This is a genomic window from Micrococcus sp. GbtcB5, from assembly GCF_019091605.1.
GTDB classification, from domain to species: Bacteria; Actinomycetota; Actinomycetes; order Actinomycetales; family Micrococcaceae; genus Micrococcus; species Micrococcus luteus.
In genome coordinates, this window is sequence record NZ_JAGXJK010000578.1 from 1 (window position 1) to 231 (window position 231).

General features: G+C 74.0%; 1 protein-coding gene. It reads left to right on the forward strand.

Features of this window, described 5'->3' with window-relative positions; all coding sequences use genetic code 11:
- The coding region (locus KVS67_RS13570) for an ABC transporter permease subunit (protein ID WP_217565597.1) at window positions 1-231 on the forward strand (231 nt) is incomplete at both ends.

Consider the following 231-nt stretch of genomic DNA (forward strand, 5'->3'; position numbering starts at 1 on the left):
TCGGCTACGGGGTGCCCTTCGCGTTCGGGGTGTCCTGGCCGACCCCCGTCGTCGTGATGGTGGCCCTGGGCATGGTCTCGGCCGCGTACACCGCCGAGACCCTGCGTGCCGGCCTGCAGGCGGTGCCCCGCGGCCAGATGGAGGCGGCCCGGTCCCTCGGCAGGCCGACGTGGCGGGCCATGGTCACCATCGTGATCCCCCAGGCGTTCCGCATCGTGCTGCCGCCGCTCA